Source organism: Desulfovibrio piger, from assembly GCF_900116045.1.
In the GTDB taxonomy this organism is placed as follows: domain Bacteria; phylum Desulfobacterota; class Desulfovibrionia; order Desulfovibrionales; family Desulfovibrionaceae; genus Desulfovibrio; species Desulfovibrio piger_A.
This window is the reverse complement of record NZ_LT630450.1, coordinates 217,501-241,708: the sequence shown is the minus strand read 5'-3', so window position 1 is coordinate 241,708 and position 24,208 is coordinate 217,501. Positions and strand designations below refer to the sequence as shown.

The 24,208-nt window shown below is 64.9% G+C and carries 23 protein-coding genes, 1 tRNA gene and 2 rRNA genes (1 of these 26 cut by a window edge); 9 read left to right on the top strand and 17 right to left on the bottom strand.

Annotated features, from left to right (window positions below; genetic code table 11):
- Positions 1-3 precede the first annotated feature (3 nt).
- The 6 genes from secG to DESPIGER_RS01240 form a co-directional block, all read right to left on the bottom strand.
- Positions 4-453, bottom strand: a complete 450-nt coding sequence (gene secG, locus DESPIGER_RS01265; protein WP_072332020.1) for a preprotein translocase subunit SecG — start codon at positions 451-453, stop codon at positions 4-6.
- A gap of 42 nt (positions 454-495) precedes the next feature.
- Positions 496-1,245, bottom strand: coding sequence for a triose-phosphate isomerase (tpiA, locus tag DESPIGER_RS01260; protein ID WP_072332017.1), 750 nt, complete (start codon positions 1,243-1,245; stop codon positions 496-498).
- Between the two features lie 16 nt (positions 1,246-1,261).
- Positions 1,262-1,729, bottom strand: coding sequence for a ribosomal protein S18-alanine N-acetyltransferase (rimI, locus tag DESPIGER_RS01255; RefSeq protein ID WP_072332014.1), 468 nt, complete (start codon positions 1,727-1,729; stop codon positions 1,262-1,264).
- Positions 1,726-2,535, bottom strand: coding sequence for an inositol monophosphatase family protein (locus DESPIGER_RS01250; protein WP_072332011.1), 810 nt, complete (start codon positions 2,533-2,535; stop codon positions 1,726-1,728). Before DESPIGER_RS01250 ends, rimI begins: the two co-directional genes overlap by 4 nt.
- Positions 2,536-2,697: 162 nt before the next feature.
- Positions 2,698-3,723 (bottom strand): rod shape-determining protein, encoded by a 1,026-nt coding sequence (locus DESPIGER_RS01245; RefSeq protein ID WP_072332008.1) that lies wholly within the window; start codon positions 3,721-3,723, stop codon positions 2,698-2,700.
- 2 nt (positions 3,724-3,725) lie between these two features.
- Complete coding sequence (locus tag DESPIGER_RS01240) at positions 3,726-4,760, bottom strand: GAF domain-containing protein (protein ID WP_072332006.1); 1,035 nt, start codon at positions 4,758-4,760, stop codon at positions 3,726-3,728.
- Positions 4,761-4,969: 209 nt separating this feature from the next.
- On the opposite strand from DESPIGER_RS01240, the gene DESPIGER_RS01235 reads away from it, so the two are divergent.
- The 4 genes from DESPIGER_RS01235 to DESPIGER_RS01220 are packed head-to-tail and all read left to right on the top strand — an operon-like array spanning position 4,970 to position 9,480.
- Positions 4,970-6,688, top strand: a complete 1,719-nt coding sequence (locus DESPIGER_RS01235; protein WP_072332004.1) for a hypothetical protein — start codon at positions 4,970-4,972, stop codon at positions 6,686-6,688.
- Complete coding sequence (locus DESPIGER_RS01230; protein WP_072332001.1) at positions 6,685-7,422, top strand: 16S rRNA (uracil(1498)-N(3))-methyltransferase; 738 nt, start codon at positions 6,685-6,687, stop codon at positions 7,420-7,422. Before DESPIGER_RS01235 ends, DESPIGER_RS01230 begins: the two co-directional genes overlap by 4 nt.
- Before the next feature lie 10 nt (positions 7,423-7,432).
- On the top strand, positions 7,433-8,659 hold the full coding sequence (locus DESPIGER_RS01225; RefSeq protein WP_072331998.1) for a replication-associated recombination protein A: 1,227 nt from the start codon (positions 7,433-7,435) through the stop codon (positions 8,657-8,659).
- Positions 8,659-9,480, top strand: coding sequence for a lysophospholipid acyltransferase family protein (locus DESPIGER_RS01220; RefSeq protein ID WP_072331995.1), 822 nt, complete (start codon positions 8,659-8,661; stop codon positions 9,478-9,480). The genes DESPIGER_RS01225 and DESPIGER_RS01220 overlap by 1 nt, the downstream gene beginning before the upstream one ends.
- Before the next feature lie 89 nt (positions 9,481-9,569).
- Here DESPIGER_RS01220 and DESPIGER_RS01215 read toward each other — a convergent pair whose 3' ends face one another.
- The 5 genes from DESPIGER_RS01215 to DESPIGER_RS01195 all read right to left on the bottom strand — a co-directional run bounded on the left by DESPIGER_RS01215 (position 9,570) and on the right by DESPIGER_RS01195 (position 12,740).
- Positions 9,570-9,743, bottom strand: coding sequence for an HTH domain-containing protein (locus DESPIGER_RS01215; RefSeq protein WP_006004519.1), 174 nt, complete (start codon positions 9,741-9,743; stop codon positions 9,570-9,572).
- A gap of 263 nt (positions 9,744-10,006) precedes the next feature.
- Positions 10,007-10,083 (bottom strand) — tRNA-Arg (locus DESPIGER_RS01210).
- 172 nt (positions 10,084-10,255) lie between these two features.
- Positions 10,256-11,266 (bottom strand): GGDEF domain-containing protein, encoded by a 1,011-nt coding sequence (locus DESPIGER_RS01205; protein ID WP_072331992.1) that lies wholly within the window; start codon positions 11,264-11,266, stop codon positions 10,256-10,258.
- Between the two features lie 248 nt (positions 11,267-11,514).
- Positions 11,515-12,447: a DMT family transporter gene (locus DESPIGER_RS01200; protein ID WP_072331989.1), complete on the bottom strand. Its 933-nt coding sequence runs from the start codon at positions 12,445-12,447 to the stop codon at positions 11,515-11,517.
- Between the two features lie 26 nt (positions 12,448-12,473).
- A complete protein-coding gene (locus DESPIGER_RS01195; RefSeq protein WP_072331986.1) occupies positions 12,474-12,740 on the bottom strand; it encodes a DksA/TraR family C4-type zinc finger protein in 267 nt (88 codons plus the stop codon).
- Between the two features lie 547 nt (positions 12,741-13,287).
- Between DESPIGER_RS01195 and DESPIGER_RS01190 the strand changes: the two genes are divergently transcribed.
- From DESPIGER_RS01190 to DESPIGER_RS01170, 5 genes are all read left to right on the top strand, one after another.
- On the top strand, positions 13,288-14,121 hold the full coding sequence (locus DESPIGER_RS01190) for a phosphate ABC transporter substrate-binding protein (protein ID WP_072331983.1): 834 nt from the start codon (positions 13,288-13,290) through the stop codon (positions 14,119-14,121).
- 52 nt (positions 14,122-14,173) lie between these two features.
- Positions 14,174-15,955 carry an ABC transporter permease subunit gene (locus DESPIGER_RS01185; RefSeq protein WP_072331980.1) on the top strand — a complete coding sequence of 594 codons (1,782 nt, stop codon included), beginning with the start codon at positions 14,174-14,176 and terminating at the stop codon, positions 15,953-15,955.
- Entirely contained in the window at positions 15,952-16,713 is a 762-nt protein-coding gene (locus tag DESPIGER_RS01180; RefSeq protein WP_072331976.1) for a phosphate ABC transporter ATP-binding protein, read from the top strand. Before DESPIGER_RS01185 ends, DESPIGER_RS01180 begins: the two co-directional genes overlap by 4 nt.
- Before the next feature lie 139 nt (positions 16,714-16,852).
- Positions 16,853-17,428, top strand: a complete 576-nt coding sequence (locus DESPIGER_RS01175; protein WP_072331973.1) for a hypothetical protein — start codon at positions 16,853-16,855, stop codon at positions 17,426-17,428.
- 308 nt (positions 17,429-17,736) lie between these two features.
- Complete coding sequence (locus DESPIGER_RS01170; protein WP_072331970.1) at positions 17,737-18,396, top strand: hypothetical protein; 660 nt, start codon at positions 17,737-17,739, stop codon at positions 18,394-18,396.
- Between the two features lie 222 nt (positions 18,397-18,618).
- Here the strand turns inward: DESPIGER_RS01170 and DESPIGER_RS01165 are convergent, their stop codons facing one another.
- The 6 genes from DESPIGER_RS01165 to DESPIGER_RS01140 all read right to left on the bottom strand — a co-directional run.
- Positions 18,619-19,131, bottom strand: a complete 513-nt coding sequence (locus tag DESPIGER_RS01165; RefSeq protein ID WP_072331966.1) for a 4Fe-4S dicluster domain-containing protein — start codon at positions 19,129-19,131, stop codon at positions 18,619-18,621.
- Positions 19,128-21,230, bottom strand: coding sequence for a molybdopterin-dependent oxidoreductase (locus DESPIGER_RS01160; protein ID WP_072331963.1), 2,103 nt, complete (start codon positions 21,228-21,230; stop codon positions 19,128-19,130). The genes DESPIGER_RS01165 and DESPIGER_RS01160 overlap by 4 nt, the downstream gene beginning before the upstream one ends.
- 32 nt (positions 21,231-21,262) lie before the next feature.
- Complete coding sequence (locus tag DESPIGER_RS01155) at positions 21,263-21,790, bottom strand: hypothetical protein (protein WP_231927599.1); 528 nt, start codon at positions 21,788-21,790, stop codon at positions 21,263-21,265.
- Positions 21,791-21,834: 44 nt separating this feature from the next.
- Positions 21,835-22,968 (bottom strand): sulfite exporter TauE/SafE family protein, encoded by a 1,134-nt coding sequence (locus DESPIGER_RS01150; RefSeq protein WP_072331957.1) that lies wholly within the window; start codon positions 22,966-22,968, stop codon positions 21,835-21,837.
- A 325-nt stretch (positions 22,969-23,293) separates the two neighbouring features.
- Positions 23,294-23,408, bottom strand: a 5S ribosomal RNA gene (gene rrf / locus DESPIGER_RS01145).
- A gap of 42 nt (positions 23,409-23,450) precedes the next feature.
- Positions 23,451-24,208 (bottom strand): 23S ribosomal RNA (locus tag DESPIGER_RS01140); it runs 2,175 nt beyond the window's last position.

The window sequence follows — 24,208 nt, the reverse complement described above, 5'->3', positions numbered from 1 at the left end:
CGTCTACTGCTGGGCAGGCTGGGCCGCAGGAGCGTCCGCAGCAGGCGCCTCGGCGGCGGGAGCCGCAGGAGCGGCAGCACCGGCCGGGGCGGCTTCGGGAGCCGCGGGCGCTTCGCCGGTCGTGGCGGGCTGGGCCGGGGCGGCGGCTTCAGGAGCGGCGGCGGGCTTGGCAGGCACATCTTCGATGGTCAGGGGTTCCACATTGAGCACGGCGGACTCATCGCTGGGGCGCGAGCTGGTCACATAGGTGTAGCTCAGCGAGGTCACCACGAAGACCACGGCCATGAAGGCGGTCATCTTGGCCAGCATGCCGCCGGCACCGCTGCTGCCGAACACAGAGGTATTGCCGCCACCGAAAATGACGCCCATACCTTCCTTGCCGGCCTGCAAGAGAATGAGAATGACGAGCACCACACAAACAATGATATGAAGCGTCAGAATAAGGGTCTGCACAAGAGCCTCCCAGGGGCACGACGTAAATGAAGAACTTCAGGCCTAGGCCCGGCGGATAATCTGCACAAAACTTTGCGCGTCCAAAGAAGCGCCACCTATCAGAAGACCATCCACATTGTCAAGTCCGATAAGGCTGCCGGCATTGGCCGGTTTGACGCTCCCACCATACAGGATCGGGATCCCGTTGCCGGCCTCGCCCAGGCGCTCGCACAGCAGGCGGCGCACCACGGCGTGGGTGGCCAGCACTTCGTCGGGACCGGCCACCTTGCCGGTGCCGATGGCCCACACGGGCTCATAGGCCACGGCAAAACGGCCTTCCAGCGCATTTTCCCCGGCGGGCAGGCCGCTGTCCAGCTGGCGGCGCAGCACGGCTTCCAGCCGGCCGGCTTCGCGCTCTTCCAGTTTTTCCCCGATGCAGAGCATGACCTTGAGGCCCTGCTCCAGGGCGAAGGCCGTCTTGCGGCCCACCAGTTCATCGGATTCGCCCAGCACATGGCGGCGCTCGGAATGTCCGGTCAGCACCCAGACCGCACCGGCGTCCAGCAGCATGCGCGGCGAGATCTCGCCGGTGAAGGCCCCTTCCACGGCGGGCCAGACGTCCTGCGCGCCGGCCTGCGCCGGCGAGGCGGCAAAGGCATCCGCCACTTCGGCTATGGCCGTGAAGGGAGCGAACACCACCACCTCGTGCGGGGCCGGCTGTTCGTTCAGGGCGGCGGCCACGGCAGCGGCCGTTTCGCGGGCCTCCTGCCGCGTCTTGTACATTTTCCAGTTGGCAGCGATGATCTTCTGCATGGAAATATCCTCTCTGTCAGTCCTGCGGCACCAGGTCACACTGATAGATCAGGGCATCCTCGCCGGTATCGGCATAATAGCGGGGCCGTTTGCCCACCCGGACGAAGCCGCATTTCTCATATAAGGCGATGGCCGGGGCATTCCCGGTACGGACTTCAAGCAAAGCCCTGTTGATACCTGTTTTTTCAGCTTCTTGCAAGGCTGTGCGCAAAAGCCGTTCGCCCAGTCCCCGCCGCCGAACAGCGGGCAAGACGGCCAGGTTGAGCACTTCCAGCTCGTCCGCCGCCCGGTAGAGCGAGATATAGCCCTGCAGCACGCCCGCCTCCTCCAGCCCGTAGGCCACAAAGGCCTGCTGGTCGAAGGCGGCACGGCATTGCTCCCTGCTCCACGGCAGGGAAAAACAGGCGGCCTCCAGTGCCTGCATGGCGGCAGCGTCCCCGGCCGCCAGGCGGCGGGGGGGCGTATCCCCGGCAGGCAGGTTCATGCGGGGCGCCTTGCCGCCTGCACGGGCGTCACGGCGGCCAGCAGATGCCGCAGTTCCTTGTGCACCAGGCCGTTGCTGGCCATGATCTCGTCCCCGAAGGCATACGGACGGCCATCCAGCGCCGTGACACGCCCGCCGGCCTCTTCCACCAGCAGCCAGCCGGCGGCCACGTCCCAGGGCTTGAGCAGCATCTCGTAGAAGGCGTCCTGCCGCCCGGCGGCCACATAGGCCAGATCCACCGAGGCCGCCCCGATGCGGCGCACGCCCTGGGCCCTGGGCAGCACCAGGGCCAGACGGGCCAGCACGTCGTCCAGGCGCTCGGCGATGGCATAGGGAAAGCCCGTGGCCACCACGGCATCGGCCAGGGCCCCGGCCGGGCTCACATGGATGGGCTCGCCGTTGCGAAAGGCCCCCATGCCCAGACCGGCCCAGAAACATTCCTCCATCATGGGCACGTTCACCACGCCCAGCACCACATGGCCGTCCGCCCAGAGGGCCACGGACGTCCCCACCTGGGGGATGCGGTGCACGAAATTGGTGGTGCCGTCCACGGGGTCGATGATCCAGCACAGGGGCGACGGCTCCTGCCCGGCCACGCAGCTTTCCTCGGCCAGAAACTCCGCCTGCGGCAGCAGTTCTCCCAGACGCTCCTTGAGAAAGGCCTCCACGGCCACGTCCGTTTCCGTCACCAGGTCGATGCTGCCCTTGTGCCTGATGGCATGCGTTTTTTCCCACTGGCGGCGGATGATGCCGCCGCTCTCGCGCACGACGTCCACCACATCCTGCAAAAATCGGGCTGTCAGCATGAAACAATGTCCCAGGGCCGCCCCCCCTGCCCGGCAGGGGAACGCGGCGGTTGCGCGGACAGGGGGGCACGGCGGCCGTCCCGGCCGGGTGCCGTGCCTGTCCCTTTCGGGCATGGCACCGCACCATGCCCGAAGACCCGGGACAGACCGGCCTCCCCCGCCCTAATTGATGAAAATCCCTTCGTATTCCCGGCGGTACAGCATGGCCTGTGCCGTCCCGCGCAGCACCGTGGTCAGGGGATCCTTGTCCACCGCCACCTTGAGGTGCGTCGCCCGGGCGATGCACTGGTCCAGGCCGCGCAGCAGGGCACCGCCTCCGGCCATGAGCAGACCGTTGTCGTAAACGTCGGCCGCCAGTGCCGGCGGCGCCTGTTCCAGGGTGCGCAGCACGGTCTCCACCACGGCCTGGACAGGATCGTGCAGGGCCTCGCAGATGTCGCCCTCGGTCACGGTCACCACCCGGGGGCCGCCGTAGACCAGGTCCTTGCCGGACACTTCCAGCCGCAGGCCATTGTTCTGGGGCAGGGCCGCACCAAGGATCTTCTTGACGTTTTCCGCCGTGTTCTCGCCCACTTCGAGCCGGAAGACCTCACGCAGATAATGCTGCACGGCCAGATTCATGGCGTCACCGGCCACGCGTACCGACTGCGAGACCGCTACGCCCGCCATGCTGATGAGCGCCACCTCACTGGTGCCGCCGCCGATGTCCAGCACCAGACTGCCCAGGGGCTCCTGCACGGGCATGCCCGCCCCGATGGCCGCGGCCATGGGTTCTTCCACCAGGGACACCGTGCGCGCGCCCGAAAGCAGGGCCGCGTCGATGACGGCCTTTTTCTCCACCTGGGTGATGCCCGTGGGGATACAGATCACCATGGACGGCTTGACCAGACGCAGGCCGGAGATGCACTTGCCCACGAAATGGGCGATCATCTCGCGGGTGATGTCGAAGTCGGCGATGACGCCGTCCTTCATGGGGCGTATGGCGCAGATGCTCCGGGGCGTGCGGCCCAGGTATTCCTTGGCGGCGGCGCCCACGGCCAGCACCTTGCGGCTGGCCGCATCGACGGCCACCACCGAAGGCTCATTGATGAAAATGCCATGCTTCCTGGTGTACAGCAGCGTATTGGCCGTACCAAGATCCATGGCAATGTCCTGGGTCAGGAACCTGCTGAAAAATCGGGACAGCATGGCTAGGAATTCTTGACGGGCGGCACCGGAGCGGTATCAGGATCGTAGCGGCGGGGGCCCCGGCTGTGGATCGTCCCCTGCGGCAGCAGGGAGCGCAGACGTACCCTGAGGTACAGATTCTCCAGGAACAGGGCCAGATGGTCCACGGCCTGACGCACGAAGGAGCGCAGGGACTCGTCGATGCTGCGCGTGGAGGTATGCGCCAGGCACAGCACGCCGCGCGTGCTCTTGTTGATCTGTACCGGCAGGCAGATGATGGCCTGGAAATCGGGCATGCCCGGCAGTTTGCCGAACAGCATGGTGGAAGGGGCGCCTTCCAGCCCTTCGTTGATGACGGGCTGGTCGTTGCTGAAGACCCAGCCGGCGATGCCGCTGCCCACGGGCAGGACCAGGGGCTCGCCGTTCTCCAGCACCAGACGGGCGGATTCGCATTCCACGCAATAGCTCTCGCCCGGGACGTCCACCGAGGCGAAGGCGCAGTAGTCGAAGCCCGTGGCATCGACCATGGTGCGCACATAGTTCTGGATGAACTGCGACCAGCGGCGGTAACGGAAGCGCAGCTCCTGGATCACGGCCAGCTCGGCGAAGTAGCGGGGGATGTCGCCGGCCATCTCCTGCCGGCCCTTGCTGGCCTGCTGGCGGGAGACCAGCTCGGCAAAAAGCTGCAGCAGCTTGTAGTCTCTGTCAGTGAAGGAATACTGCCGCTTGCTGTCCACGCACAGGGCGCCGCCCGTGGGCACGGGACAGCCCATGAATGCCTTGATGCCGGCTTCCTCGCCTTCCCGGTAATAGCCGAGCTTGTGCTTGTGCTGGTCGAAATTGGGGACCAGCATCTGCTGGCGGTTGCGGATGATCCAGTCTACCAGGCTCCCCGAAGAAAGCATGGCCCCCTGCTCCACCCCTTCGCCAAGACTGAAGGAGGCCGCGAGATAGTGCTCCTCGCCGTTTTCAGAGGGCAGGAACAGGACGGCGGAATAGGCATCGAAAACACTGCAGACGATGCTGAGGATATGTTTTTCAAGAGTATTGGCAGTCATGTCGGTACGCGTTTGATGGTGGGCCCGGGCCACAGGCCCGGGACTGACGCACGAAAGTGTAACAAAGCCGCATACCGCCCGCAACAGCTTTTCGCCCGGTACCGGCGGCCCGGCGGGCAAAAACGGCGGATCCCGGAGGGCGCCTCTGGAAATTCCCCGCAAAAGCAGTTATTCTTTACGGAAGAATCGGGCAAGGTTGCAGGTTGCATATGATCAAGTGGCAGGAGATCTTCAGCAAGGACGGCTTTCACTGGCAGGATGCCTATACGACATCCGGGCCGGTGGCCATCGCGCGCCTTGACGAGCTCAAGCGCTTCCTCGACGCCGTGCATATCCGCTTCTGTCTGGTCAAGCCCTATCAGGAGCACAAAAGCTACCCGCTGGTGGAAGGCCGCGAGCTTTTGCCCTCGTTCGACAACGACATGTTCGAATACAAGGACCTGCCGGGCTTTTCCATGGTGGCCTTTGCCCGCCAGCTGGACTATTTTTCCGAGACCTTCCAGTTCGACAAGCTGCACCCCATCGTCATGGAGGCCGACGGCGCCTGCTGCCCGCTGGAGAACCAGGTGCTTGCCCGCAACGTGCAGACCCTGGCCTCCCGCCTGCCGCGCATGCACCAGGACATCTTCCGCCAGCAGTTCGCCAATGCCGATACCGTGATCCTGGACAACTACCCCTCGCTCATGCCCTATCTGCTGGTCATGGACAGGGCCCAGGTGCTCGCCCTCGACGCGGACCGCCAGTTCCATCTGGCCGGGGTCTTCGCCTCCTTCCCGTCGGACATCGACAGCGAGCTCAAGCGCTTCGGCATGCGCATCGGCAAATTCGTCTACGGCGACAGCGAGATCTACGAACGCAACCGCATGTTCGTCTACCAGTACCTGATGGAGCTCTACGGCTTCCCCATCGTCTCGGAGCGCCGCACCTCCAGCGCGCTCTTTGCCCGCAAGCTGCACAAGCTGGGCGAGCATTTCATGCTGCGCGTCCTGGGCCAGACGGACCGCACCATCACCACCTACACGTCCACGGGCCAGAGCACCCGCTACCCCCTGCTGGAAAAGATCGCCCTCATCTCCGTGGACGAGGACCAGGAGGAAGCCCTCGAAACGCTGGAAAAGGGCGGCTACTTCCTGGACCGTGACCGCCGGGTCGTCATCATCCGCGTCACCTACCGGCAGCACCGCTTCGATGCCAGCAACGTGCAGCAGGACCGCGCCCTGTCCGTGGCCTGCCAGGAGATCCTGCATCCGCTCACGGGCGCGCCCCTGTCAGGCCTGAACATCATCAAGGACACCTCCAACATGTTCCTGCGCCTCAACGACATCGTGCGCGGCGAGTATACCGGCCGCATCGTCTTCAAGCGCACGGAAATCGTGGAGAACACCGATACCGACGAGAAGCGCCTCAAATTCCTCTACGCCTGGCTCACCAAGCACCAGCGGCGCATGATAGGCTACAGCGACGACTTCTTCTCCAAGGTCAGCCGCGTGCTCAACGGCTACCTCTACTCGCCGGACAATGACGATGCCTTCAGCAACATGCGCGAACTGCACCGCGATGTCTGCACCCGCTTCAGCTACATCCAGCAGGCACGGCGCGTCCGCATCCTCGAGGACCTGGCCCAGCGCAAGGGCAAGGTGGGCCGCATGGGCTACCGCCAGATGATGCGCGAGGCTGTCGAGCTGCTGACGGACCTGAAATTCGAGATCGTCAACTTTTTCCCGGCACTGGTGGACGGCATCGTGGACAGCGTGGAACGCATCCTTTCCGACACCTACCTGCGCCGCACCTACATGGAACCTCCCGAATCCCGGCTGACCAGGGCCGGTCTGGAGATACGCAAGAATTACGGCCGTCTCGTCTCGCTGCAGGACGGCTTCAAGGCCGTGCGCCGCGCGCGGACGGCAAAAGGATCCAACGCATCATGAGTCTGCACCGTTTTTATCTTCCTCCCGATCAATGGGCCCATGACCTCTGGCTGGAAGGACAGGAAGCCAGGCACCTGGTCCAGGTGCTGCGGCTGGCCCCGGGCGAGGAAGTCCTGCTGCTCGACGGCCGGGGCCGCAGCGGCCGTTTCGCCATCGCCGAGACAGGCAAGAAAAAGGCCCGTCTTGTCCTGCTGGAAGAACAGACGGCGCCCGCGCCCCAATCCCGTGCCATCATGGCGCTGGCCTTCAGCAAGGCCGTGCGCCGCGGCTTTTTCATGGAAAAGGCCGTGGAGCTGGGCGCCCATGCCGTCTGGCTCTGGCAGGGCGACCACAGCCAGGGCAAACTGCCCGCCGACGCCGCCGAGGCCTGCCGGGGGCAGCTCATCGCCGGGGCCAAGCAGTGCGGCAACCCCTGGCTGCCGCAGGTGGAAGCCCTGACCGGCGGTGTGGACGAACTGGTCCGCCGTGCCGCCGCGGCCGACCGCCGCATCCTGCCCTGGGAGATGCAGGACACCGTGAGCATGCTCACGCCCCGGCTGGCCGGGCGTCCCGGCACCACCGTGTACGTCATCGGCCCTGAAGGCGGCTTTTCCCGGCGGGAGCTGGACAGCCTGCGGGCGGCGCAGTTCACCTTCGTCAGCCTGGGCGCCCGCGTGCTGCGCTGCGAGACCGCCGCGACCCTGTGCCTGGGCCTGCACTGGTGGGCCTCCCATCTGACGGATCCGGCGGACTAAGGAGCCGGCCATGACCGCACAGAAACCCCTGCCGGAGCGCATGCGCCCCGACGATCCCGACCATTTTCTCGGGCAGAGCCATCTGGCGGGCCGCCTCAGGTCGCTCATGGCGGCGGAGCGCCTGCCCAGCCTGCTGTTCTTTGGCCCGCCTGGCTGCGGCAAGTCCACGCTGGCCCTGCTGCTGGCGCGTTCCCGCAAGCGCCCCTATCTGCGCCTCAGCGCGCCGGAAGCAGGCTTGCAGCACCTGCGCCGCTCCCTCAACGGCATCGAGATCCTGGTGCTCGACGAGCTGCACCGCTTTTCCAAGGCGCAGCAGGACTTTTTCCTGCCGCTGGTGGAATCGGGCGAGCTGACCCTGCTGGCCACCACCACGGAAAACCCGTCGTTCAGCGTCACCCGGCAGCTGCTCTCGCGCCTGCATGTGCTGCGCCTGCGTCCCCTGGGACGCTCCGAACTGATGGAACTGGCCCGGCGCGGCGCCGAGCAGACGGGCGTGACGCTGGCCGACGAGGTACTGGACATCCTCACCGCCGCGGCCCACGGGGATGCCCGCACCCTGCTCAACCTGGTGGAATACGCCGCCTCCCTGCCCGAAGAGATGCGCGCGCCCGAGCAGCTCAGGTCCGCCCTGCCCGAAGTCATGATGCGTCATGACAAGGACGGGGACAGCCATTACGAGCTGGCCTCGGCCCTCATCAAATCCATCCGCGGCAGCGATCCCGACGCGGCCCTGTATTACCTGGCCTGCCTGCTGGAAGGCGGCGAAGACCCGCGCTTCATCTGCCGCCGCCTCATCCTCTCCGCCTCGGAGGATGTGGGCCTGGCCGATCCCAACGCCCTGCCCCTAGCCGTTTCCTGCCAGCAGGCCGTGGAATTCGTGGGCATGCCCGAAGGCTTCATCCCCCTGGCCGAGACGGTGGTCTATCTGGCCCTGGCCCGCAAGAGCAACAGCAGCTATGCCGCCTATCTGACCGCCGCCCGCGAGGTCAAATACAACGGGGCGCGGCCCGTGCCCCTGCACCTGCGCAATGCCAGCACGCAGCTGCAAAAGGAATGGGGCTACGGCAAGGAATACAAATATCCCCACAACTATCCCGAGGGCTGGGTGGAGCAGGACTACCTGCCCGCCGAGCTCGTGGGACGACGCTTTTACCAGCCCCGCGACATGGGCGACGAAGCCCGCCTGAGCCAGTGGTGGCGCAAGATCCATAAAATCAGAAAAACGGAAGAATCCTGATGCAGCAGTATCAAGAAGGGGTCGTGGAGGCCCCGTTCGGCGATCTTTCCACCTATGTCAGCACGGCCCCGCGCCTGGGGGCCCCTGCCCGCTTCCCGGCCCTGAAATTCTATGGCCGCCTGCTGGCGGGCCCCGTGATCTGGCTGTGCCGCAAGGCCGCCAAAGGCCTGTGCGACGACAGCGCCTGGGTCCACGCCAGCCTGCGCGTGACGGAACTCATCGAACGCGTGGGCTGCCCGGTGAGCATCGAAGGCATGGAGAACATCTCCGCCACGCTCGGCCCCTGCGTCTTCGTGGCCAACCACATGAGCACGCTGGAGACCTTCATGCTGCCCGGCATCATCCGGCCCCATCGTGCCGTGACCTTCGTGGTGAAGAAAAGCCTGGTCGGCCTGCCCTTCTTCGGGGCGGTCATGCGCTCCCGCAACCCCATCGTGGTGGGCCGCACCAATCCCCGCGAAGACCTGGGCGCCGTGCTGGAAGGCGGCGTGGAGCGCCTGAAGAAAGGCATCTCCATCATCGTCTTCCCCCAAAGCACCCGCACCCCCGATTTCGATCCCCACCACTTCAACACCATCGGCGTCAAGCTGGCCCGCAAGGCGGGCGTGCCCGTGGTGCCGCTGGCCCTCAAGACCGATGCCTGGGGCACGGGAAAAAGGCTCAAGGAACTGGGCCCCATCAAGAGCGGCCTGCCGGTGCGCTTCAAGTTCGCCGCGCCCCTGGACATCCACGGCAACGGCCGTGACGAGCAGGCCTTCATCTGTGATTTCATCGCCTCCCAGCTGGCCCGCTGGCGCAGGGAGGACGGCGTCAACGCCTGACCTTGCGGCCCGCTGCGGCCGGAGAAAGCGGTACACAAAGGGCGGACCCTTGCGGGCCCGCCCTTTTCCATGCCCGGCGCTGCGAGCGATTATTCCGCCGGAGCGTAGTAGCAACGCTTGGGCGACATGACCTTGCCTTCCTTCTTCAGTTCGGCAATGGCCTTGCTGACTTCCTTGGAATCCACACCCAGTTCCTTGGCGATGTCACCAGGGCGCAGGGGCTTGCCGGCATTGACCAGGACTTCCAGTACCTTGTTTTCCACGGGCTGTTTTCCTCCTTGAGATGTGCATGGGCACGTTACGGGGGGCTGGGCCGAAGGCCGGACCTGTCCGAAAGGGCAGGCCCGCACCAGAGCCCGCCTTGTAGCACAGAGCCCGCGGCCTGAAAAGATGTCCGGCAGGAGGCCCGAAGGCCCCTTCGCGCATGTCGCGCTGCGACAGGGCGGAGACACTGATGCAGGCCACCGGAAGTAGCCCCGTACACAGCAAAAAAGGCGGCCAGTAAAACTGGTCGCCTGAATTTGCATGGTGCGCCCGAAGAGATTCGAACTCCTGGCCTACAGGTTCGTAGCCTGTTGCTCTATCCAGCTGAGCTACGAGCGCGTCGTGAAAAGCTATGTATAGAAAACAGCTCACGGAGTCAAGCGTTTAGCAAGGGATTTTTTCAAAAACATGGCAGGATGCCGAAAAAGACGCATCCACCACCATGCCCCCAAACATGACGGCGCTCCTTCTGGTCAGCTCTGCCCCGCGCCCGGCGCGAATGAGCCGCAGGTCAGCCCCGCTCCGGCCTGCAATGCCGGCGATCATGTTCCAGGCAGGCATGGAAAGCCTGCTTGTCCAGGTACATTTCCCGGTCGGCCTCGTTGACCTGCTCGTCAATATCGCCGTGCCGGTCACGCCAGGAAATACCGCAGGCGATGGCGATATGCTCTTCCTGCATGGCCCAGAGCGCGTCACGGACACAGGCATGGAAGTCCTCCCGGCCGGATTCGCGGTCGATGACGATGAACTCGTCACCGCCTGTGCGGTAGACCTTTTTGCCAAAGGCCCGGAGGAGACAGTCTGCTGTACGGCGAATGAGGGCATCTCCGGCCTGATGTCCCTGGAGGTCATTGACCTTCTTCAGGCCGTTCAGATCGAAGTAGGCGATGCCCAGGCTGCCGCAATCCTTCCCGGACAGAGACTCACAGACCTGGTTGTACCTGTTTCTGTTATAGAGTCCGGTAGAAAGATCCTCCACGTACATCTGGGCGATGACGTCGTGCTGCTCGGTGATCTTCCGTTTCTGGAGCTCGATCTGCTCCTGGAGATATTTGCGGGACTCGACAGCCATTTTTTCAGGAAAACCTGTGTCACCCGCCTCCATTTCGCTATAGGGATTGGAAAGGTGGAGATGGCAGCAGCGGGGGCCCTGCGCTGTCCAGCGGAAAACAGTGGTGATGCGCTGGCGTGTGCGCAGGCAGATGCCGGAATCCGGCGCGGTGGCGACCCGGAACCTGCCCGTGCAGATGAACATTTCCGGCATGGGCCGGATGACGTCATACTGCTCTTCGCCGATCTCGCACCGGGGCACCCTGCCTGCGAAGGCTCGGAACGTCCTGATGACGGTGGCCGGATCGGCGGCATACTCATGTTCCCCGGCACCGAACCAGCTGAACACATCATCAAGGCAGGAGAGCAGGAGCTCCGTATCGTTCTCGCCATAGTGCCTGTGCAGGAAAAGGCGTGTCAGTTCTACGATCTTCCGTTTCTTCGCATCATCTGTCAAAGAGGCATGCTGCATCTGTGTCCTCCCTGTGCCGCCATTCCGGAAGTGGCCCCTTTTCCCGGGCCCGGCTCCCCCAAAGACGACGCAGGACCGCGGCCGCTCCGCAATCTGCGCCCGTGCGCGCGAAGCAGCCCGGGCCGGATTCTGGCACTGCGCGGGCTGGAGCCGCCAGGCATCCAACGCTCCGTCCGTATGCTACCCGCTTTCGCCCCGCAAGGCGAGAGCCCTCTGCCTCCTTCAGGGCCCGGAGGCGGCATGGCTGCTCAGGGCGTGCGGTCCGTCTGCTCTTTTTGCTGCGCCGCGTCCCTCCTTTGTTTCCGGCTGCCCGGTCTCAGCTCGCTGACCAGCACCCCGGCCAGGATCATGGCCCCGCCCAGCAGCGCCAGCCCCGGCAGGCGCTCCCCGGCCATGCGGCCGAAGATGCCCGCCCAGACCGGCTCACAGGAATAGATGAGCGTGGCACGGGTGGGAGAGACTTTTTTCTGCGCCCAGTTGATGGCGTACTGGATGCCCGCGGTGGAAACACCCAGGGCAAAGGCGCTGCCCAGCACCAGCCAGGAAGGCGGCGGCACGCTTTCGCCCGCCAGGGGCATGGCGGCGAAACTGAGCAGGGAAGCCATGAGCACCTGCACGATGGTGACCCGCCGGGCATTGACGCTGCGGGCCACCAGACCGATGAGGATGATCTCCATGGCGATGGCCAGCGCGCTGACGGCCGTCAGCATCTCGCCCCGGCCGAAGCCCGCGCCGCTGTCATCGGGACCGGACAGCAGCAGGACGCCGGGAAAGGCCAGCGCGATGCCCACCCAGGCCATCACATGCGGCGGGCGCTTCATGACCAGCCATTGCAGCAGGGGCACCAGCGGCACATAGAAGGCCGTGATGAAGGCCGACTTGCTGGCCGTGATGGTCTGCAGGCCGCAGGTCTGCAAGGCATAGCCGCCAAAGATGCACAGGCCGATGCTCATGCCCGCCCAGACTTCCCGCCAGGTGAAGTCCCTGAGCAGCGGCAGGGAGAACAGGACCAGGGCCAGAGCGGCAAAGGCGAAACGCACGCCCACGAAAAAGAAGGGCCCCGTGGCCTCCAGGGCACTGCGGATGATGATGAAGGTGGCGCCCCAGATCATGGTGATCAGGACCAGCGATCCTTCCTCCAGGGGGATGCGCGCCCGCAGGCGCGCCAGCAAGCCCGGCATAAGCTCTTCCTCTTTCATGGGCAGGATCAGCGCAGCTGGCTGTCCTTGCTGCCTTTGCGGTTGTACGGATGCACGGCGTGCTGCTCTTGGTCGGCTTCCTGCTGGCATTCCAGGCACAGCCGCACACCGGGCAGGGCCCGCCGTCGGGCCTCGGGGATGGGTTCGCCGCATTCCTCACAAAAGGCACGGCTCTCGCCCCGGGGCAGGCAGGCCCTGGCCCGCCTCACCTCGTCGGCGATGGAATCCCGGATCTGATCCTGCACGGCATTGTCGCCCGCCCAGCCTACCGCCATGATGCACCTCCCCGCATGTTCCGCAGTTGTCCTGCCGCTCCGCGCCTTGCGGCAACGGGGACAGACTATAGTCATGCTCCCCGCTCCAAGGCAAGCAGGCGTTGACGTATGACGTGCACCGTATTGACCCCGCCTTCCTTTCTTCTTACACTGGGGCATTCTTGTGAACACCGCCGCCTTCGGGCGGCACTGGCTGGAGGTCTCCATGCATATCCGTTTCTGCTGACGCATGCGCCGGACTCCCGTGGGGAGATCTGTGCGTTCAGGCATGTGTGCCGGAAACGGACGGTCCTGGCGGCTCCCAGACAGCGCAAGACCTTTCCGGGCGATGCCTCCGGGCTAAGATGCGGCCCATCCTCGCCCGCCTGCCGCTTTCCTGCACCTTTCCTGGATAATGTGTCCCGATATGCTCCCGGGGCGTGCTGCCGTGGTCCCGGACCACGGACATACGCCCGTCCTCTGCCGGTGTTCCCGGTTCGAGGCGACGCGCCCGGCGCGTTTCCCGCTGTTCCCGCAACAGCCCACATTTTCCATGCGAGAGGTCATCATGAAAACCTGCCGTTTCCTGCTGCCCGCCCTGATGGCGGGCCTGATCTTTGCCATGACGTCCCATGCCGCCCCCCTGGACAGCTTCAAGGGCCTTTCCGGCACGCTTGATATCGCCGGCGGCACGGCCCACATCCCGGTCATGAAAGGCGCTGCCAAAAACATCATGACCGCCAATCCCGACATCCGCATCACCGTGGCCGGCGGCGGTTCCGGTGTGGGCGTGCAGCAGGTGGGCGAAGGCCTGGTGCAGATCGGCAATACCGGCCGCGCCCTCAAGGAAAAGGAGATCGCCAAGTACGGCCTGCAGAGCTTCCCCTTCGCCATCGACGGCGTGGCCCTGGTGGTCAACCCCGCCAACAAGGTGCGGGCCATCACGGCCCGGCAGGCCCAGGACATCTTTGCCGGCAAGATCACCAACTGGAAGGCCCTGGGCGGCGCTGATGCTCCCATCACGGTCTACACCCGCGAAGACGGCAGCGGCACCCGCGAAGTCTTTGTGGAAAAGGCCCTGAAAAAAGGCCCCATCGTGGCTTCCGCCAACGTGGTGAACTCCAACGGCGCCATGAAGACGGCCATCGGCCAGGACAAGCTGGGCATCGGCTATGTGGGCATCGGCCATGTGGACAAGAGCGTGGCCGCCCTGACCTTCGACAAGATGATCCCCTCGCAGGAAAACGCCGCCTCCGGCGCCTACACCCTGACCCGCCTGCTCTACATGAACACCAAGGGGGCGCCCTCCGGCCTGACCAAGGCCTTCATCGACTACATCTACTCGCCTGAAGGCAGCGCCATCATCGAAAAGAGCGGCTACATCCCCACCGGCCGCAAGTAATCCGTCATCACACTATGCGGGGCGGCCATGCCGCCCCGCCGGGATCCTGAACATGGCATTTCCTTTCCTGCGGCGCAGCGGGACCCTGCCCCGTCTGTGCGGCCTGCTCGTCATCCTTGCCACAGGCGCCCTGTTCGCCCTGGTGGGCTGCTTTGCCCTGCCGGTGCTCTGGAGCGCCCAGGGCGGCCTGATCTTCTCCTGGTCGTGGCGTCCCCCCACGGACTTCGGCATCCTGCCCATGCTGGCGGGCTCCCTCATCCTGTCCTTTTCCGCCCTGCTGCTGGCCTGGCCCCTGTCCCTGGGGCTGGCCTGCGCCCTGCAGGATCCCGCCCCGGCATGCTGGCAAAAATGGCTCACGGGCCTCATCCGTTTCATGACCGCCATCCCCACGGTGGTCTACGGCTTTGCCGCCGTGTTCCTGCTCACGCCCCTGGTCAGGGAGGCCGCCGGGGGCTCCGGCCTGTGCTGGCTCTCCGCCGCCTGTGTCCTGGCCCTGCTCATCAGCCCCACCATGGTGCTGGTCATGGATGTGGCCCTGCGCGAACAGATGCGCCGCCTGCTCCTGCCCGCCCTTTCCCTAGGCATGGGCAGGAATACCGTCCTTGCCTGCCTTGCCCTGCCCGCCGTCCGCCGCTGGCTGCTGACCGCCGGGCTGCTGGGCTTCGGCCGGGCCATCGGGGACACCCTCATCCCGCTCATGCTCAGCGGCAACGCACCCAACGTCCCGCACAACCTGTTCGCCGGGCTGCGGACCCTGACCGCCCACATGGGCCTGGTCACGGCCACGGACGTGGGCGGCCCGGCCTACAACTCCCTGTTCGTGGCCGGGGGGCTTTTGCTCTGCATCAGCACCGGCGTCAGCCTGGTGCTGCGGCGTCTGGAAAAAAAGCAGGATGTGCTCCTGCCGCCCGTGCCCGCCTTCTGGCGCCGTCTCGCTCCTGCGGGCCTGCACCTGCTGGCGCGCGGTGCCGGCATCCTGTGCAGCGCCTGTGTCCTCGCGCTGCTGGGCTTTTTGCTCTGGCGGGGGCTGCCGGTGCTGGATGCCGCCCTTCTGGTGGGCGACGCACCGTTCTGGCCCGCACTGCTGGGCCGCTTCCCCATCTGGGACGGCATCTGGCCCGCCTGTCTGGGCACCCTCTGCCTGCTGGGCATCACCATGGCCCTGGCCCTTGTGCCCGGCATCGGCTGCGGCATCTATCTGGCGGAATACGCCCCGCCCCGCATGCAGCGCCTGCTCAACAGCCTGATGGACATCCTGTCCGGCGTCCCGTCCATCGTGATGGGCATCTTCGGCTTCACCCTCATCCTGTTCCTGCACCGCCTGGGCTTTGCCGGCGCCAGCTCCGGCCTGCTGCTGGCCGGGGGCTGCCTGGCCCTGCTGGTCCTGCCGGCGCTGGTGGTGACCACGCGCACGGCCCTGGAGAGCCTGCCCACCTCCCTGCGCCTCTGCGGGGCCGCCCTGGGCCTGCGCCACGGCCAGACCGTGCGGCACCTGCTGCTGCCCCAGGCCAGCCGCGGCATCCTGAGCGGCGTCATGCTGGCCCTGGGCCGTTCCGCCGAGGACACGGCCGTCATCCTGCTCACCGGCGTGGTGGCCAACGCCGGGCTCCCCGCCGGGCTGGGCCTGCGCTTCGAAGCCCTGCCCTTTTTCATCTATTACACGGCTGCCCAATACCAGACACCGGAAGAACTGCAACGGGGCTTCGGAGCCGCCCTGACCCTGCTGGCCCTTTCCGGCGGCCTGCTCCTGCTGGCCTGGTGGCTGCATGAACGTTTCCGCCAGGAACGGCAGCCGGACATGACGCCCCTGACGTTTTCGGGAGGACCGCAATGACCCCTCTTGTCCGCATCCGTGACCTGTGCCTGCACCTCAACGGCCGTGCCATCCTGCATCATGTGGATCTTGAACTGCCGCGCCACGGCATCAGCGTCCTGCTGGGGCGCTCCGGTTCCGGCAAGACCAGTTTCCTGCGCTGCCTGAACCGCCTGCACGACTGCACCAGGGACAGCCGCATGCAGGGGAAAATAGAACTTTTGCTGGACGGGACGATGCAGGACATCAGCCGCCTGCAGGGCGAAGAGGCCCTCTCCCGCCTGCGGCGTCAGGTGGGCATGGTCTTCCAGACCCCCAACGTGCTGCCGGCCAGCATCGGACAGAACCTGCTGCTGCCCCTGCAACTGGCTGCCGGGCTGGATATGGACGAGGCCCGCTCCCGGGCCCGGCGCAGCCTGGAAGACGTGGGCCTGTGGCCGGAGGTCCACGACAGGCTGGGCGAGCCTGCCGCCTCCCTTTCCGGCGGCCAGCAGCAGCGCCTCTGCCTGGCCCGCACCCTGGCCCTGGAGCCGCAGATCCTCCTGCTGGACGAGCCCACGGCGTCCCTCGATCCGGCCAGTACCCGCCGCATCGAGGACCTGCTCCGGCACCTGTCGGAGCGCTACGCCATCATCCTCGTCTCGCACGGGATCAGCCAGGCCCGCCGTCTGGCGGCCCGTCTGCTGCTTTTTGAGGAAGGCCATGCCCGTGGCCCCTTCCCGCCGGAAGAGCTGGCCCGCATCTTCCCGCCGCACGGGGGCACGGCGGCACAGGCCTGAGACCACACGTCCGCGCCAGCACCTCTGGACGGCGGACGGCCGTTTTTCCTCTGGCAGGACGGCAGGCATCATGCTATCCCGAAATGAGGAACCCCTGTCCGTGACGGACAGACCGTCTAACCCCTTGCAAGGATCCGCCATGTCTGCTGCCATCCGCAATCCCCTGCCGCTCTGGGGATTGTATTTCCTGCTGCTCGTGGCCATGTTCGCCACGCCCCTGTCCAACCTGAGTTTCCTGCTCTGGATCATCGTCCCCCTGCTGGCCCTGACGGTCCGCAACAGCGCCCGCAAGGAAGGCTTCGAGGACGAGGCCCGGCATGCCTCCTGGATCATGGGCTCGGCCGGGCTCTTCCTCCTGCTGGTCTTCCTGCTCATCGGCGGCATGGCCACCGCCAGCTCGACCCTGATCGGAGCGGAGTCCCAGCAGCGCATCAACGAGATCAGCACCGCCATGAGCCGGCAGCAGATGCCCTGGAAGGACGCCTTCGTCCAGCTGCTGGAAGTCCAGGGCGTCAAGGGCATGATCCTCATCTGCGCCGGCGGCCTCCTGCTGAGCGTGCTCTGGCCCCTGCAGCGCATCCTCCAGGGCATGGTGGCCCTGAAGATGTGCGTGGCCCCGCGCCGCATCTCCACCGGCGGCAAGCTGCTGACCCTGCTGCTGGCCGTCCTGCTGACCGGCGTTTCCTGCCTGGCCGCCCTTGGCGCCACCCTGTAGGGAAAGTGTCGCCCCAAACGGGGACGGACAGGCCTCTCCTGCCGTCCCGCCGGGGGCCAGCCGCCCTTGCCCGTACCGCCCGCGGATGGCGGCCACGCCAGGCGGACACAGGTCATGCGGCGCACTGCGGACCGTTGCGGGCAATGCCCGCAGTGCAGGGGCAGGAATACCGGCCATCATCCGGGCGCAGCATTGCCGATGTCCGCAAGGCAGGGCCCCGGTCCTTTGTTTCCCTGAGACACGTCACGGCCGGTCCTTTGCATCTGCCGGCCTTCCCTGAGCCTCAACCTGTCCCGGGAGGGTGCTCCATGATCCGTCCCCGCTCCTGCCCCCTGATTTTGTTCTGTCTGCTGCTCCTGCCCTGGCTGGGCGCCTGCGCTCCCCAGTACGGCGTGAGCGTGGATTCCCTGCGCGGTCCCCAGGCCGACAGCGCCGGTACCATCTATGTGCCCCGCCCCGGCGTGGAAGGCATGGCCGAGGACGACCTGCTGTTCCGGAATGTGGCCGCACAGCTGGAGCCCTGCTTCACGGCCCGGGGCTACACCCTGAAACTGGACGAACAGACGCAGGACAAAAGCGACAACCTGGTCTTCATCAGCTTCGGCATCAGCGAGCCCGACGTGCGCATCTACACCACGGTCAGCTATGTGCCCTACACCTGGGGACGGGGACATTTTCGCCATACCCGGTGGGTGCGCGAGGAAGAGACGCGGACCAAGGTCTTTTTCCATGCCGGGCTGCTGCTGGAAGGCTGCACGCGGGCACCGGACGGCGGCCGCGGCAAGAACCTCTGGCGGACAGAGATCCGCTGTACGGGACAGGATGATGATTTCCGCACCCTGTTGCAGGCCATGCTGCCCGTTTTGCAGCAGCATCTGGGCAAGGAGACCAGCGGACGACGCTATTTCGTCGTGACGCTGGACGAGGATACCCCACCTGTGGTGGAAGAAAAGGAAGTGGCCAACTGAGATACGTCCGGTCCATCCATATGAAAGAGCCCCGCCGTTCTCCGGCAGGGCTCTTCTTCCCTCAGCGTTGCGCCATGTCTTCGCCTGTCCAGCCGCCGCCAAGGGCCCTGACGAGAGAAACGGCGTCCTTGGGCATTTCCAGTGCACAAGGTCTGCCACTGCCGCGGCAAAGCCTCCCTGCTGTCTTGATCCTCTGTGGACCGACCTGGATGGCCGTATGGTCTATTCCTGCGGACTTACTGCCAGCTCCTTGATCCAGCGGATGGTCTGACGGCTCATTTTGCGGTGCATGTCCTCGTCATTGCTCACATGCAGGGCCCGGGCCAGGCAACCGGCCACACAGACGGGCTCCAGCCCGGCCTTGCGCCGGTCATGGCACAGATCACATTTGCAGGCCTTGCCGGTAACGGCATCCAGATGGGGCACACGGTAGGGGCAGGCCGTCACGCAGGCGCCGCAGCCCGTGCAGCGGTCGGCATCGATATGGACGATGTTCTCCTCGTCCAGCCACATGGCCTCATGCGCACAGGCACGAAGGCAGGCAGGATGCGTACAGTGCACACAGGTCACGAAGCCCAGGGGCAGGCGGACCTTGCCCTCTGCCAGAGCGGGCATGCCGCCCAGCTGGCGACACAGGGGCACGGAGATCCCATGCCACTGGCGGCAGTGGATCTCGCAGGCCTTGCAGTTGACGCAGCGGTGCTCGTCAAAGGCGATACAGGTGGAAGTGCTCATCGTTTTCCCTCCCGGGCATGATCGTTGCGGACAGGGCGCAAGGTCACAAAATGCTCCTGCAGGGCAAGGCCGTGGACCATGACATCTTCCCTGTCCAGCCCGCCCGGCATGAACTCCTGGTCCGCCAGCCCCATGCCGCGGGCCCGGCTCTCCACCGGCAGGCGATGCCCGAAACCGTGCAGCATGAACACGGCGTCGGGATGCATGCCGGGGATCACCCGTACCCGGATCTCGCCACCCTTGCCGTCCATACGTTCCATGCGGACGGTGTCCCCATCCTCCACGCCCAGTTCCCGGGCCCGTTCAGGGGCGATCCAGGCCCGGTTCTCCGGCAGGCTGTCATGCAGCAGGGGATTGTTCTGGGTGTGCGAATGGGTGTGGCGCGCATTGCGTCCCACGATCAGGCGGAACTGTCCCTTCCCCGGCCGGGGCACGTCCTGCCAGGGGGTGAGCGAAGGCAGGCCGGCCTCCTGCCAGGGGCCGAAAAGGACCTCTATCTTGCCGGAGGGCGTCGCGAAGCGGGGGCCCGGATCGACGGGAGCGTCCGTGAGGGGCGCGGAACCGTGACGGAAATCCTCCACGGTGACGCCCGTGCCTTCCAGCTGGAAGCGCCAGACATCTTCCAGCGTCCCGCAGGCCAGATCCTCCAGCCCCAGACGGCTGGCCAGCTGCCCCAGGATCCACCAGTCCGGCCGGGTATCGAAACGGACCTCCGCGGCCGGGCTGCGCATGATGAAGGCAGGCTTGCTGCCGCTCTTGACCTGGAGCAGGGAGCCCCGCTCCACAAAGGACGGCATGGGCAGCACCACATCACTGAACCAGGCCGTATCCGACCAGGAAAAAGTCAGCGAGACCATGAGTTCCAGCCCGGCCAGCTGGGCCTTTTGCCGTTCAGGATCCGGCATGGCGGACAGGGGGTCGTGCTTGAGGGTGAAGTATGCCTTGACGGGATACGGCTCCCCGCTTTCCACGGCCCGGAAAGCCTTGTGCAGCAGGCTGCTGCCGGGGGCAAAAGCCGGTTCCGCCCAGCCGACGCCGTCCGCCCTCTTTTCTTCGGGAGCAGCATAAAGCGAGGTGAAGGAACGCAGCCCCTTGCGCCCGGCATCCCTGGGGCCCGCCGCCAGCAGCAGGCCCCCCTTGCTGCCGAAAGAACCTAGCAGCGCATTGATGAGGTAGGCCGTGCGGCAGACCATGAAGGACTGGGGATAGCGCGTGCTCATCCAGCCGCCATGCCAGATGACCTGCGGCGCCGCAGCGGCCAGGGAACGCGCCAGCTCCACCATGACATCCGCGGGGATGTCGCACCGGCTCTCGGCCCATTGCGGCGAATAGGGGCGCACGAAGTCCGCCAGCGCTTCGAAATCCTGGACATGACGCTCCACATAGGCGGCATCGTAAAGCTTTTCTTCGATCAGGATATGCAGCACCGCCAGGTTGAGGGCCAGATCCGTGCCGGGACGGATGCAGATGTTCTGCTGCGCCTTGAGGCCCGTCACCGTGGGGCGGACGTCCACACAGGTCAGGCGGCAGCCCTTGTCCAGAGCATCCAGCACCTGATTGAGCTCCCCGACCTTGAGGGATTCCAGCAGGTTGCGGCCCTGCACCACGATATGACGGCAGTTCTTGAAATCATAGATCCATTTGCCGCGCCCGTGGCCTGTCAGGGAATAGGAGGCCTGATTGACGTTATGGGCGCAGGCGTCATCATGGGTGCAGTAATTGGGTGACCCCAGGCCGCGCATCAGGGCCTTGCTCATGTCGGAAAACGGCCCTGGCCGCTCGGACCAGAGCACGCTGCGCGGCCCGTAGGTGGCCATGATGGTTTTCAAGCGTTCCGCCACATAGTCCAGGGCCTCGTCCCAGCTCACGGAACGCCACTGGCCTGCGCCGCGCGCTCCGGCACGGATCAGCGGCCCCTGCGGACGTTCGTCATCAGCGTACAGGGCCAGGGACGCGGCGCCCCGGGGGCACAGGGCCGCCCCGGAAGCGCTGTGGCTGTTGCCGCATATCCAGCGCGGCACGCCGTTTTCACAATGGATCTCCACCGGGCAGCGCGTATTGCACATGCCGCACAGGGAGTAGACGATGGATGACGCCATAGAGGGACTCCTGCCCGCAGGGCGGGCGTCTATCAGTCGATGATCGTCCCCTGTCCGTCCTGCTCGGCGGGACACAGCACACGTCCCAGCAGCAGGCGCAGGGGGATGTAGGCCAGCACGAACCAGAAGACGAAGCCCGGCTCAGGGCCCAGCAGAGGCAAAGAAAAAGGAAGGGGGGGACTGACCAGGCCGAAGCGGGCCTGCATCCAGGCAAGAGCCAGCGGGACCGGCCACAGCGACGCTACCCACAGGGCACCGTTGAGGGAAAAATAATACCCAAAGGCTTCATGCCCCTGGCGATTGACAGCCTTGTAGGCCTCCTTGCCGCTCTCGCGCAGCGCACGCTCACTCAGCCTGTGATAATGCCGCATCTCGCTGCGCAACTCCTTGAGCCGGGCCGCATGCATACGCTGCCCGAGCCGCAGGGTCAGCAGGCCCAGCACCACGGTCTGGGCTGCCAGCAGGCATGTCCCCACCATGTAGCCCCATGCCGGCAGCCCGGGGAACCAGCGGTACGGAGCTATGCACCAGGGATCTATCCACAACAAAAAACTTTCCATGCCCATCACAAAACAGGGCAGGGAAAAACCCTGCCCTTCAGCGGCTAGCCGAAAATACGGTAATTGAAAAAGCCGCGCAAGACGTAATCCGTGCCCACATACAAGGCAAGGACGATGAAGAGGCGCTTCAGCCAGATGTCGGAGAAAAAGCGGGAGGTATAGGGGCCGATGAGCGAGCCCACCGCGATGCCCACCAGCTCAAGCCCCACCAGGGACCAGTCCACGGTCACGCCGTGCAGCAGCAGGGTCGTGATGCCCGTGATCATGCTCACCAGCACGGCCAGCGCCGACGTCCCGGCGGCCAGATACATGGGCAGCTGGGTGATGCTGGTCAGGAAGGGTACCAGCAGGAAACCACCGCCCACGCCCAGGAAGGCGGCAATGGAAGAGATGACGATACCGCCCACGAAGGGCAGCACGGGATTGAAGGCAAACTCCACGCCGCAGAAGGTGAAGACACAGCGCCCCAGGCTGAAGCTGCGCAGGCGGACACCCGTCTCCACGGCTTCACCGGGCTTCCTGTTTTTGACCGATGCCTCAAAAGCTTTGGCAGCTTCCTTGGCCTTGGCCTTGGAACGCTGTCCGGCCGGCGAGGTCTCCCACATCAGGTAGCAGCCCAGCAGCAGGACGAAGAGGCCAAAATACCCCTGGTACGAGGAAAAATTCAGCTTGCCGGCCGTCAGCTTGACAGCCATGAAGGCACCCACGATGGATCCCAGGCCCAGGGCGATGCCCAGCGGCAGCACGATGCGCTTCAGACGATAATAGCTGAAGGTGCTCAGGGCTGCGGAAAGCCCGGCCAGCATCTGGTTGGAGGCCCGCACGGAGTCGGTGATGGACTTGTTGAGGGGGGTCTGCCCAAACGACTTGGCATAAGCCCCCAGACCGTGCACGCTCATGTGCCCCACACCGGCCATGACACCACCAAAGGCCCCCACTGTGGAGAAGATCCAGCCCACCCACAGGGCCCAGCCGAAGGCCAGCAGCATATTGGTCTGCGGCCCGCCGGGGATACCGAGATAACCGGGAACCGCCTGCATGTCGATGGACTGCGGCGCCGTTTCAAGCTGCCTGGCGATGGCAGTGGCAAGCGGGCTCGTGTCCGCCGCTGCGGCAAGCCCTGCGCAAAGCCCGATACACAATATGCTCAGGGTGATCCCCAGAACGACTTTTTTCATGGAGCCTCCTTATCAAATTTAATAATTATTATCTTTAATATACACAAAAAATATTTTCCGCAAGTGCAATTTTTCATAAGTCGCCATCCCAGCCAGGACAGCCGCGGAGGCGCCGCAACGTCTGCCTGCCCGCCGAGCTTTCCTTACATCTTTCCCCCACAGCCAAAGCTCTCCGGCCTGTACCGGGGACAACCAGGGACCCCACCGGCAAAATTGCGGAGGGAAGGTCCGGCCGCTGGGGGATCGGGCAGGCGCGCGCCGCGTGGCTGGCGCCATGCAAAAAAGACCCCCTCGCGCTGAAAGCGGCAAGGGGGTCTCGAACGATCTTTGGCAGCGGCCTACTTTCCCACATGACGTTATGCAGTATCATCGGCGATGGAGAGCTTAACTTCCGAGTTCGGAATGGGGTCGGGTGTACCCTCTCCTCTATGGCTACCAAAGAAATTTGTCAAAATATTGAAACAGGGATGGAAGGTTTTTCGAGAAACAAGACGCACGGGCTATTAGTACTGGTCAGCTCCACCCCTCACAGGGCTTCCACCTCCAGCCTATCGACGAGGTCGTCTACCTCGGCCCTTCAGGACTTGCGTCAGGGAGAACTTATCTTAAGGCAGGCTTCCCGCTTAGATGCTTTCAGCGGTTATCCCTTCCACACATAGCTACCCTGCTGTGCCGTTGGCACGACAACAGGTCCACCAGTGGTGTGTCCATCCCGGTCCTCTCGTACTAGGGACAGGCCCTTTCAATTCTCCTACGCCCACAGAAGATAGGGACCAAACTGTCTCACGACGTTTTAAACCCAGCTCGCGTACCACTTTAAACGGCGAACAGCCGTACCCTTGGGACCTGCTTCAGCCCCAGGATGTGATGAGCCGACATCGAGGTGCCAAACCGCATCGTCGATGTGAACTCTTGGATGCGATCAGCCTGTTATCCCCGGCGTACCTTTTATCCAATGAGCGATGACCCTTCCATTCGGGATCACCGGATCACTAACACCTACTTTCGTACCTGCTCGAGATGTCTCTCTTGCAGTCAAGCTCCCTTCTGCGTTTGCACTCGACGGCTGGTTTCCAATCAGCCTGAGGGAACCTTTGCATGCCTCCGTTACATTTTGGGAGGCGACCGCCCCAGTCAAACTACCCACCAGACACTGTCCTCTTACCGGGTAACGACGAAGAGTTAGGGACCTGAACAAACAAGGGTGGTATTTCAACGTTGCCTCCCCCCATACTGGCGT

Excerpts from the sequence above, each read along its gene's own strand:
- DESPIGER_RS01185 (WP_072331980.1), top strand. The coding sequence starts at position 14,174 with ATGGCATTTCCTTTCCTGCGGCGCAGCGGGACCCTGCCCCGTCTGTGC.
- DESPIGER_RS01230 (WP_072332001.1), top strand. The coding sequence starts at position 6,685 with ATGAGTCTGCACCGTTTTTATCTTCCTCCCGATCAATGGGCCCATGAC.
- DESPIGER_RS01245 (WP_072332008.1), bottom strand. The coding sequence starts at position 3,723 with ATGCTGTCCCGATTTTTCAGCAGGTTCCTGACCCAGGACATTGCCATG.
- tpiA (WP_072332017.1), bottom strand. The coding sequence starts at position 1,245 with ATGCAGAAGATCATCGCTGCCAACTGGAAAATGTACAAGACGCGGCAG.
- DESPIGER_RS01220 (WP_072331995.1), top strand. The coding sequence starts at position 8,659 with ATGCAGCAGTATCAAGAAGGGGTCGTGGAGGCCCCGTTCGGCGATCTT.
- DESPIGER_RS01155 (WP_231927599.1), bottom strand. The coding sequence starts at position 21,790 with ATGGAAAGTTTTTTGTTGTGGATAGATCCCTGGTGCATAGCTCCGTAC.
- rimI (WP_072332014.1), bottom strand. The coding sequence starts at position 1,729 with ATGAACCTGCCTGCCGGGGATACGCCCCCCCGCCGCCTGGCGGCCGGG.
- DESPIGER_RS01190 (WP_072331983.1), top strand. The coding sequence starts at position 13,288 with ATGAAAACCTGCCGTTTCCTGCTGCCCGCCCTGATGGCGGGCCTGATC.
- DESPIGER_RS01205 (WP_072331992.1), bottom strand. The coding sequence starts at position 11,266 with ATGCAGCATGCCTCTTTGACAGATGATGCGAAGAAACGGAAGATCGTA.
- DESPIGER_RS01170 (WP_072331970.1), top strand. The coding sequence starts at position 17,737 with ATGATCCGTCCCCGCTCCTGCCCCCTGATTTTGTTCTGTCTGCTGCTC.
- DESPIGER_RS01180 (WP_072331976.1), top strand. The coding sequence starts at position 15,952 with ATGACCCCTCTTGTCCGCATCCGTGACCTGTGCCTGCACCTCAACGGC.
- DESPIGER_RS01235 (WP_072332004.1), top strand. The coding sequence starts at position 4,970 with ATGATCAAGTGGCAGGAGATCTTCAGCAAGGACGGCTTTCACTGGCAG.
- DESPIGER_RS01225 (WP_072331998.1), top strand. The coding sequence starts at position 7,433 with ATGACCGCACAGAAACCCCTGCCGGAGCGCATGCGCCCCGACGATCCC.
- DESPIGER_RS01195 (WP_072331986.1), bottom strand. The coding sequence starts at position 12,740 with ATGGCGGTAGGCTGGGCGGGCGACAATGCCGTGCAGGATCAGATCCGG.
- DESPIGER_RS01175 (WP_072331973.1), top strand. The coding sequence starts at position 16,853 with ATGTCTGCTGCCATCCGCAATCCCCTGCCGCTCTGGGGATTGTATTTC.
- DESPIGER_RS01240 (WP_072332006.1), bottom strand. The coding sequence starts at position 4,760 with ATGACTGCCAATACTCTTGAAAAACATATCCTCAGCATCGTCTGCAGT.
- DESPIGER_RS01150 (WP_072331957.1), bottom strand. The coding sequence starts at position 22,968 with ATGAAAAAAGTCGTTCTGGGGATCACCCTGAGCATATTGTGTATCGGG.
- DESPIGER_RS01250 (WP_072332011.1), bottom strand. The coding sequence starts at position 2,535 with ATGCTGACAGCCCGATTTTTGCAGGATGTGGTGGACGTCGTGCGCGAG.
- DESPIGER_RS01160 (WP_072331963.1), bottom strand. The coding sequence starts at position 21,230 with ATGGCGTCATCCATCGTCTACTCCCTGTGCGGCATGTGCAATACGCGC.
- DESPIGER_RS01165 (WP_072331966.1), bottom strand. The coding sequence starts at position 19,131 with ATGAGCACTTCCACCTGTATCGCCTTTGACGAGCACCGCTGCGTCAAC.
- DESPIGER_RS01200 (WP_072331989.1), bottom strand. The coding sequence starts at position 12,447 with ATGCCGGGCTTGCTGGCGCGCCTGCGGGCGCGCATCCCCCTGGAGGAA.